The 3,169-nt window shown below is 71.6% G+C and carries 5 protein-coding genes; 4 read left to right on the top strand and 1 reads right to left on the bottom strand.

Annotated features, from left to right (window positions below; all coding sequences use genetic code 11):
- Positions 1 to 49 precede the first annotated feature (49 nt).
- The gene (locus AX685_RS01510) at positions 50 to 466 is read right to left on the bottom strand and encodes a hypothetical protein (RefSeq protein ID WP_231738495.1); all 417 of its coding nucleotides are present in this window, start codon (positions 464 to 466) and stop codon (positions 50 to 52) included.
- 74 nt (positions 467 to 540) lie between these two features.
- On the opposite strand from AX685_RS01510, the gene AX685_RS01505 reads away from it, so the two are divergent.
- The 4 genes from AX685_RS01505 to AX685_RS01490 form a co-directional block, all read left to right on the top strand.
- Complete coding sequence (locus tag AX685_RS01505; protein ID WP_066484617.1) at positions 541 to 1,101, top strand: DUF1003 domain-containing protein; 561 nt, start codon at positions 541 to 543, stop codon at positions 1,099 to 1,101.
- The gene (locus AX685_RS01500) at positions 1,098 to 1,511 is read left to right on the top strand and encodes a PDZ domain-containing protein (RefSeq protein ID WP_066484615.1); all 414 of its coding nucleotides are present in this window, start codon (positions 1,098 to 1,100) and stop codon (positions 1,509 to 1,511) included. Before AX685_RS01505 ends, AX685_RS01500 begins: the two co-directional genes overlap by 4 nt.
- Positions 1,465 to 2,151, top strand: coding sequence for a winged helix-turn-helix domain-containing protein (locus tag AX685_RS01495; RefSeq protein WP_066484612.1), 687 nt, complete (start codon positions 1,465 to 1,467; stop codon positions 2,149 to 2,151). Before AX685_RS01500 ends, AX685_RS01495 begins: the two co-directional genes overlap by 47 nt.
- An 8-nt stretch (positions 2,152 to 2,159) precedes the next feature.
- Positions 2,160 to 3,169 (top strand): histidine kinase dimerization/phospho-acceptor domain-containing protein (locus AX685_RS01490; RefSeq protein WP_066484609.1); only part of this gene is annotated, 1,010 nt, incomplete at its 3' end.

The raw sequence follows: 3,169 nt of genomic DNA, 5'->3' as shown, positions 1-3,169 counted from the left end.
CCCATCGCGGCGGCCAGCGGGTTCGAACGGCGGGTGGGATCGGCCATGGTCAGGAACTCAGCGCATAGGTGATGACGAAACACGCCGCGGTCAGCAGCAGCATGGCGGCGATGAACGCGGCGTCGGCAGTCCGTTCCAGCCGGTGCAGCCGGCGGTTGGGCAGCGTGCGCAGCGCCATGTACGACGCCAGCGTCGCGACCAGGAACAGCAGCGAATCGATCGCCAGCAGGTCGTCGGCGATCCCCGCCGGTGCGCCCACCCCCGTCGCCAGATGCAACAGGCCGATCCCGGTCAGGCACACGCCGACCATCGCCGACGCGATCGGGCAGATCATCCGGCAAATCCGCTCGTCCAGCGCCCGTGCGCGGCCGGCGCTGCTGTTCGGGGTCGGGGGGTCGGGGCGGTTGCGCACTGGCATCGCGGTGCTGATGGCGCAGCGCGGCTGGCGCGCGCCTGTCGGGAACATGAGCGATTGGTCATGTTGCGCCCACGTGCCGATCACCGGGCGTGCGCTACGCCATCGATCGAAAGGAACCGTCGATGGCCAGCAATCCCCTCCATCTCCTCGCCGCGCGGCTGATCGGCAAGGCGCCCGCCGCGCTCGATGCCGAAGAGCGCAACGTGCTGGCCAAGATGCAGGAACGCCGCCCGATCGCGCGCGACGCCGCCGACGTCGCTGACGAACGCGCGACGCTGGGCGACCGGCTGGCGGACCGGGTGGCGGCGGTCGGCGGATCGTGGGGCTTCATCATCGCCTTCACGCTGGTGCTGGTCGGCTGGATGGTGCTCAACAGCGACGTGCTGGCGCGCTGGGGTCACCCGTTCGATCCCTATCCGTACATCTTCCTCAACCTGATGCTGTCGACGCTGGCCGCGGTGCAGGCGCCGGTGATCATGATGAGCCAGAACCGCCAGGCCGCGAAGGACCGGCTGGCCGCCAGCCTGGATTACGAGGTGAATTTGCGCACCGAGCTGGAAATGCTGCGGATGCATGAGGTGATCGACCAGTCGATCATGGCGCGGCTCGACGAACTGCTGTCGCTGGCGCGCGCGCAGGGCGGCGGCGTACCGGATCGGGCACGGGCGGAGGGGGCGGGATGACGACGCTGCAGATGCTGGGACGTGCGGCACTGGCGTTCCTGGTGCTGGCGACGCTGGGGGCGCTGCTGTCGATCCATGCGATGCGCGCGCCGCGCGCCGCGGGACCGGACGCGACCGGCGCCACCTTCGTCGCGGCGCCGGCGGGGCTGCCCGCGGGGCTGGTCGTCACCAGTCTGCGCGCCGGCGGCCGGGCCGAGGCGGCGGGGCTGCGCGTCGGTGACGTGGTGGAGCGCGTCGACGGCCATGCGCCCGATTCGCTTGCGGAGGTCGATCGCGCGGTGGCATCAGGGGTCGATGTCGACCTGGTGGTGCTGCGCGATGCGGCCGAGGTGCGCATGACGATGCCGAAGGAGGGCGGGCCGCTTGTCAGCGAAGATATTGCTGGTGGAGGACGATACCGCCACATCTGATTACGTCGCCAAGGGGCTGGTGGAGGAAGGGTTCACCGTCGATCGCGCCGACAACGGCCGCGACGGCCTGTTCCACGCCACCGACGGCAGCTACGACTGCATCGTCCTCGACCGGATGCTGCCGGGGATCGACGGCATGGCGGTGCTGGCCGCGCTGCGGGGCGCGGGGATCGACACGCCGGTGATCGTGCTGTCCGCACTCGGCTCGCCCGAGGACCGCGTGAAGGGGCTGACCGGCGGCGGCGACGATTATCTGGTCAAGCCGTTCGCCTTCGCGGAGCTTCTGGCGCGCATCCGCCTGCTGATCCGCCGCGGCAAGGCGGCGCCCGCGGTGCAGACGGTGCTGGTGTGCGACGATCTGGAGATGGACCTGCTGGCGCGCCGCGTGAAGCGCGCCGGGCGCGTCGTGGAACTCCAGCCGCGCGAATTCCGGCTGCTCGAATTCCTGCTGCGCCATGTCGATCAGGTGGTGACCCGCACGATGTTGCTGGAGGGGGTGTGGGACTATCACTTCGACCCCGGCACCAACGTGATCGACGTGCACCTCAGCCGGTTGCGCAAGAAGGTGGACGAAGGCTTCGCGCGCCCGCTGCTGCACACCGTGCGCGGCGCGGGCTACCGTCTGGGCGCGACGCCCTGACGCGCGCGATGCTGTGGCGGTCCACCACCTTCCGGTTCGCCGCTCTGGTGTTCCTGTTGCAGATCGCGGCCGCCGCGACGCTGCTCGCCGCGATCCGCATCGTCGTGCTGCGGCAGGTCAGCGCCGGCGCGGCGGAGGCGGGGGAGGTGCTGCGCCAGGATCTGCTGGCGGTGCGCGCGGCGGGGGGCGATGCCGAACTGGCGCGCGCGATCGCGCTGCGCACCACCCGCGTGGTGACGCCGGGCAGCGTGATGCTGCTCGCCGATGCGCGCGGGCGGCGGATCGCGGGCAATCTGGCCGCCTTTCCCCCGAATGTCGCGGTCGATCGCGGTGCGGCGCAGGTGGAACTCTACCGCATCACGCATGACGCGCCGGAGGCGATGCTGCTGCGCGCCACCGCGCTGCCCGGCGGGCTCCGCTTGCTGACCGGCAGCGTGGTGGAAGGCGAGCGCCGCGCGGTGCGGCTGCTGGAGGCGGCGACGCTGTTCGCACTGTCGCTGGCGATCGCCTTCGCCGCGCTGGCGGCGTGGCTGGCGGCGCGGATGATCGTGCTGCGGCTGGATGCGACGGTCGCGACGCTGGATGCGGTGCGCGACGGCGACCTGTCGCGGCGCGTGCCCGCCGACCGCTCCGGCGATGCCTTCGCCGCGCTGGCGCAGTCGGTCAATGCGATGCTGGGCCGCGTCGACGGGCTGGTCGCCGAACTGACGATCGCGACCGACGGGCTGGCGCACGACCTGAAATCGCCGCTCACCCGGTTGCGCTCGGCGCTGGAACGCGCTGCCGCCGCGGTCACCGAACCGGCCGCGCAGGATGCGGTCGACCGCGCGCTGGCGGAGGGCGAACGGCTGCTGGCGATGGTCGAAACCGCGCTGCGCATCACCCGCGCGGAGGCGGGGATTGGCAAGGAGAGCTTCACCCCCGTCGACCTGGCTGTCGAGCTGGAGGAGATCGCCGAGATCTACGGCCCCGTTGCCGAAGATGCGGGGCGCGCGATCCGCGTTGCCATCGCCGCCCC

The sequence above is a fragment of the Sphingomonas sp. CCH9-F2 genome, from assembly GCF_001556735.1.
Lineage (GTDB): Bacteria > Pseudomonadota > Alphaproteobacteria > Sphingomonadales > Sphingomonadaceae > Sphingomonas > Sphingomonas ginsenosidimutans.
Note: the sequence above shows the minus strand (reverse complement) of the source record. Positions and strands in the feature narration are given on the sequence as shown.